Origin of the sequence: Aestuariivirga sp. (assembly GCF_044239095.1) — a bacterium.
In the GTDB taxonomy this organism is placed as follows: Bacteria; Pseudomonadota; Alphaproteobacteria; order Rhizobiales; family Aestuariivirgaceae; genus Aestuariivirga.
Window position 1 is genome coordinate 1 of the sequence record NZ_JBIICB010000312.1, and the last position, 4,686, is coordinate 4,686.

The window sequence follows — 4,686 nt, forward strand, 5'->3', positions numbered from 1 at the left end:
CTGGCGGCGCGACGGGCCGGGAAGTAGCCGAAGATCACGCCGATCATCGCGGAGACGGCGAAGGCCAGCGCGATCACCTGCGGATCAGCATTGAAGGGCACGTCCATCAGCGCCGAGCCGCCCGCCGCGATGGCAAGCCCCAGTGCGATGCCGAGCACGCCGCCGAACAGCGCCAGCACGATCGATTCGACCAGGAACTGGCTCAGCACCTGGCGCTCCAACGCGCCGATGGCGAGCCGGATGCCGATCTCGCGCGTGCGCTCCGTCACCGACACCAGCATGATGTTCATGATGCCGATGCCGCCCACCAGCAGCGACACGGCGGCGACCGCGCCGAGAAGCCCGGTGAGGATCGTCGTGGTCGATGCCATGGTGTTGGCGATCTGCGTCATGTCGCGGATGGTGAAGTCATCCTCCTCGCCCGCCACGATGCGGCGGCGCTCGCGCAGCACGTCCTCCGCATCGCGCTGGACGCGGGGAACGTCGGCGGCCTCGGTGACCGAAATCGCGATGGTGCCGATCCGGGTATTGCCCGCGATGCGCCGGTGATAGGTGCGCAAGGGCAGCACCACGATCGAATCCTGATCCGAGCCGAAGGCCGACTGGCCCTTGGGCGCCATGCGGCCCACCACCTCGCAGGAAAAATTGCCGAGCCGCAGCCGCTCGCCGATGGGGTCCTGGCCCGCGAAGAGCTCACGCGTGATGGTGTCGCCGATGACGCAGACGGAGGTGCCCGACCTGATCTCGCCATCGGTGAAGGGCCGCCCGTCGGCGATGACCCAGTCCTGCACGATGAAATAGTCGGTATGGGTGCCCGTCACCGTCGTATCGTAGTTGAGCGCGCCAAATACCGCCTTGGCCTGTTTCTGCGCGGTGGGGGCAACGCCGCGGATGCCGGTGAGGTTGGATTTCAGCGCCGCAACGTCACGCTCGTCGAAGGCGCGGCTGTCGGTTGCGCCGCCGGGCCCGAAGGTGCTCTGGCCGGGCCTCGCGATCAGCAAGTTGCTGCCGAGCTTCGCCAGGTTCTCCCGCACCTTGGACGATGCGCCCGAGCCCAGCGTGACCATGGCGATGACGGCGGCAACGCCGATGACGATGCCCAGAAGTGTGAGCACCGAGCGCAGCTTGTTCCGCCGGATGGAGGAGAGCGCGAGCTTGACCGCTTCCCACAGCATCAGGCGGCAACCCGTGTTTCGTCGCTGGCGATCAGCCCATCGGTGAAGCGGATGATGCGATGGGCATAGGCGGCCATGTCGGCCTCATGCGTCACCATCACCACGGTGATGCCGCGCTCGGCATTGAGCCTTGCGATCAGCTCCATGATCTCACGGCTTCTCGCCGTATCGAGGTTGCCGGTGGGCTCATCCGCGAGCAGCAGCAGGGGGTCGGTGACGATAGCACGCGCGATCGCCACGCGCTGCTGCTGGCCGCCTGAAAGCTCTCCCGGCGTATGGTGCTCGCGGCCTGACAGCCCCACGAGGTGCAGAGCACGCATGGCCTTCTCGCGCCGCTCCGCCCTGGGCATGCCGCGGTAGATGAGCGGCAGTTCCACATTCTCGATGGCGGTCGTGCGGTTCAGCAGGTTGAAGCCCTGGAACACGAAGCCGATGAAGTTGCGCCTCAGCAGGGCGCGCTGGTCGCGCGTCAGCTTCGTCACCTCGACACCGGCAAAGGTGAAGCTGCCGCCGCTCGGCCGGTCAAGGCAGCCGATGATGTTCATGGCGGTGGACTTTCCCGAGCCAGAGGGTCCCATGATGGCGATGAACTCACCCCGCCTGATCGCAAGATTGACGCCGGCGAGTGCGCGCACCTGGCCGCCGCCTTCGCCATAGACGCGCGTGATGCCGCGGAAGGAGACGAGTGGAGCCTCCGCCGTCACGGCTGCGCGGCCTTGACGGACAGGATCACCGGGTCGCCCTCGCGCAGTTCTCCTGAGACGATCCCGGTCGACTTGCCATCGCTCACCCCGGTGTGGACCTTGACGGGTTTGGGCGCGCCATTGTCGAGAACATAGACGGTGCGCTCGCCATCCGCCGAAGGGGCCTGACCGCGCTCGCTGCGCGGAAGGCGGGGGATGAACAGGTTCATGACGCTGAAGCCCTGTGACTTCTGCTCGCGCGGTGGCGCATAGCGCAGCGCCGCATTGGGAATGGCCAGCGCATCGGGCACTTCCTTGGTCACGATCTGGGCGGTGGCCGTCATGCCGGGGCGGAGCAGCAGGTCCTTGTTGTCGACGGTGAGTACCGCCTTGTAGGTCACGACATTGTCGGTCACCACGGGCGAATATTCGATGGTCTCGATCACTGCGGGGAAGCTTTTGCCCGGATAGGCATCCACCGTGAAGGTGGCCCTCTGCCCCGTCTGCACCGTGCCGATGTCTGCCTCATCCACCGCGGCCTCGAGCTGCATGCGCGCCAGGTCCTCGGCGAGCGTGAACAGAACGGGGGCCTGAAGTGAGGAGGCGACCGTCTGCCCCGGTTCCGCGGTGCGCTTCAGCACGATGCCGTCGACGGGCGAAAGGATCTTCGTCTTGGTGATGTCGGTTTCCTGCATGGCGAGTTCCGCCTTGACCACCTCGATGTCGGCCTGGGCTGCCACCACGCCCGCTTCGGCGCGTGCCCGGGCGGCCCGCGCCGTATCGAGGTCCTGGTTCGAGGAGATGCCCTGACTGCTGAGGCGCTCGGACCGGTCGAACACGATCTGGCGCTCGGTGAGTGTTGCCTTGGCATCGACGAGGCGGGCTTCCGCCGCCGCGACCGAAGCCTTGACCCGGGCCAGCTCCGCCTCAAGCCGCTCGGTGTCGAGTTCCGCCAGCACGTCGCCTTTCCTAACGAGGCTGTTGGCCTTGACATTCACCCGGCGGATGACGCCCGAGCGCTCGCTCGACACCTCGACTTCGGTGGTGGGCTGGATATTGCCGGTTGCCTGCACCTTCACCACCAGGGTCTGGCGGGCGGCCGGGGCCGTATCGTAGCTCAGTTGCGGGCCTGATGCCGTGAGGCGCAGACCCAACCAAGCACCACCCGCCAGCAAGGCGGCAAGCACGATCAGCCACAGCAGCCGCCGGCCCCAGTTCCTGCGGCGGCTTTTGGCATCGAGGCCCAGAACGGCCTCGATCTCGGATGGTTGTGGCGGGGTCTGTATGTTCATCTATCTTCCAGTGCTTTCCAGTCCCGTAGACGCAAATGAGGGCGCAAATCCGGCGCGGATGGCCTTCGCAACACAGGGCACCCCTGATATGACCCCGTCATGACCAGCATCAAACATGAAAATGCGCCTGACGGCACCCGTCTCGCCTTTTGCGAGGACGGACCCGAAGACAGTGCGCGTTGCGGCTTCTTCTGGCTGGGGGGCTTCAGGTCTGACATGCTGGGCTCCAAGGCGGAGGCCCTGGCCGCCCTGGCGCGGGATACCAGGCGGCCTGGCTTCCGCTTCGACTATTCCGGCCATGGCGCCTCGGGGGGCGAATTCACCGATGGCACGATTTCCGCCTGGCTTGCCCAGTCGTTGCATCTGTTCACCCGCAAGGCGCCGGGACGGCGCATCGTGGTGGGATCCAGCATGGGGGGATGGCTGGCGCTGCTGCTCTACCGCGAACTCAGGATCAGGAATCCGCGCGCAGCGGACCGCATCGCCGGCCTCGTTCTTCTCGCACCCGCGGCTGACATGACGGCGGACCTGATGTGGGACATGTTCACGGACCAGGCACGGCGGGACATCATGTCGGCGGGCATGTGGCGGCGGCCTTCGCTCTATGGCGAGCCCTATGTCATCACCCGCCGCCTCATCGAGGACGGAGGAAAGCACCTGTTGCTGAAGGACGGGCTCGACGTTGCCTGCCCGGTGCGCATCCTGCAGGGCGATGCCGATCCTGATGTTCCTGCGGCCCATGCGGTGAAGGTTTTCGGCGCATTGCGCGGCGCCGATGTGACGCTGAGCCTGATCAAGAGCGGCGATCACCGCCTCTCCACACCGGGAAACCTCACGCTGCTGCGTGAAACCGTGCTGCGCCTTGCCGAGCGCGCGGATGGCATCACGATCTGATCTGCCGGGCAATGGCCGCAAGGCCCTCGCGGTAGCTCGGGTAGCTGAGACGGACGCCGAGTTCCTGCTTGAGGCGCGCATTCGAGACGCGCTTTGAATCAGCATAGAAGCTGCGCGCCATGGGCGAGAGTTCTGCCTCCTCGAAGGCAATGGCTGGAGGCACCGGAAGGCCGAGCAGACTTGCGCCATAGGCGACCACGTCCTGCGGCGGCGAGGCTTCATCATCGCAGACATTATAGGCGCGGCCTGGATCGGGCCGGGCGATGGAGGCCTCGAGCACGTTGGCGATGTCCTCGACGTGGATGCGGCTGAAGATCTGACCGGGCTTGATCACGCGCTTGGCCGTGCCGTCGATGAGCGACAGCAGCTGGTTGCGGCCGGGGCCGTAGATTCCGGCAAGCCGGAAGATGTGCACGGGAAGGCCGCTGCTGCGCCAGAGTGCGAGCCATTGCGTTTCCGCCTGAAGCCGCTTGTGGCCGCGCTCGGTGTTTGGGGTGAGCGGCGTCTCCTCGGTGACGAGCGCGCCGCCATGATCGCCATAGACACCGGTGGTCGAGAGATATGCCACCCAGCGGAACTGGCTGGCGCGCGAAGCGAAGTCATCCGCATGACGGCGCAGCACGGGGTCGCCATCGGCGCCGG

5 protein-coding genes are annotated in these 4,686 nt (G+C 66.3%); 1 reads left to right on the top strand and 4 read right to left on the bottom strand.

The window, feature by feature from the left end; translation table 11 throughout:
* From ACILRA_RS20000 to ACILRA_RS20010, 3 genes are all read right to left on the bottom strand, one after another.
* A partial coding sequence (locus ACILRA_RS20000; RefSeq protein WP_395663814.1) for an ABC transporter permease occupies positions 1–1,175 on the bottom strand: 1,175 nt, incomplete at its 3' end.
* The gene (locus ACILRA_RS20005; RefSeq protein ID WP_395663815.1) at positions 1,175–1,879 is read right to left on the bottom strand and encodes an ABC transporter ATP-binding protein; all 705 of its coding nucleotides are present in this window, start codon (positions 1,877–1,879) and stop codon (positions 1,175–1,177) included. The genes ACILRA_RS20000 and ACILRA_RS20005, both read right to left, overlap by 1 nt.
* On the bottom strand, positions 1,876–3,150 hold the full coding sequence (locus ACILRA_RS20010) for an efflux RND transporter periplasmic adaptor subunit (protein WP_395663816.1): 1,275 nt from the start codon (positions 3,148–3,150) through the stop codon (positions 1,876–1,878). Before ACILRA_RS20010 ends, ACILRA_RS20005 begins: the two co-directional genes overlap by 4 nt.
* Positions 3,151–3,249: 99 nt before the next feature.
* Between ACILRA_RS20010 and ACILRA_RS20015 the strand changes: the two genes are divergently transcribed.
* Positions 3,250–4,044, top strand: a complete 795-nt coding sequence (locus tag ACILRA_RS20015; protein WP_395663817.1) for an alpha/beta hydrolase — start codon at positions 3,250–3,252, stop codon at positions 4,042–4,044.
* On the opposite strand, the gene ACILRA_RS20020 is transcribed toward ACILRA_RS20015, so the two are convergent.
* Positions 4,034–4,686: NAD-dependent epimerase/dehydratase family protein (locus ACILRA_RS20020; protein ID WP_395663818.1), on the bottom strand; the 653-nt coding region annotated here is incomplete at its 5' end. The genes ACILRA_RS20015 and ACILRA_RS20020 overlap by 11 nt on opposite strands.

Excerpts from the sequence above, each read along its gene's own strand:
- ACILRA_RS20010 (WP_395663816.1), bottom strand. The coding sequence starts at position 3,150 with ATGAACATACAGACCCCGCCACAACCATCCGAGATCGAGGCCGTTCTG.
- ACILRA_RS20015 (WP_395663817.1), top strand. The coding sequence starts at position 3,250 with ATGACCAGCATCAAACATGAAAATGCGCCTGACGGCACCCGTCTCGCC.